This window comes from Vibrio sp. 704, from assembly GCF_033339295.1.
Map to the genome: position 1 here is coordinate 1 of NZ_JAWOUH010001075.1, position 506 is coordinate 506.

Sequence of the window (506 nt, forward strand, 5' to 3'; positions counted from 1 at the left end):
CAACAGCTTACAAACTCACGCAATGCCGTTGTTGCTGCTGTTTTGCCGTTTATGGGTCGCTTGGGTGTTTTTTAATTCTGGCCTTATCAAAATTGCCTCATGGGATAGCACCTTGTACTTGTTCGAATTTGAGTATCAAGTTCCGTTGCTACCTTGGGAATTTGCCGCCTATTCAGGCACATTCGCAGAGTTAGTTCTTCCGGTCTTTTTAGCGCTTGGATTGTTTACTCGCCCTATGGCTGCCATGTTGTTTGTGTTCAACATTATCGCTGTCCTGTCCTACCCACTACTGTGGGAGAAAGGTTTCCATGACCACCAACTCTGGGGGTTAATGATTTTGATTGTGACGCTGTGGGGAGCCGGTCCGTTTTCGCTCGACCGATTACTAAAAGACAAATTCGTCAGATAGAAAAATCCCCGCGATTGCGGGGATTTCTTTTATTGCTTGTTTAGATAAGCCAGCAGTTCATCCGCTGAGATACCTTGTTGTGCGAGGTCTTTTGCTA

At 45.8% G+C, this 506-nt stretch carries 1 protein-coding gene; it reads left to right on the forward strand.

Features of this window, described 5'->3' with window-relative positions; translation table 11 throughout:
• The coding region (locus tag R7R24_RS30725) for a DoxX family protein (protein WP_318120715.1) at positions 1-409 on the forward strand (409 nt) is incomplete at its 5' end.
• Positions 410-506 lie beyond the last annotated feature (97 nt).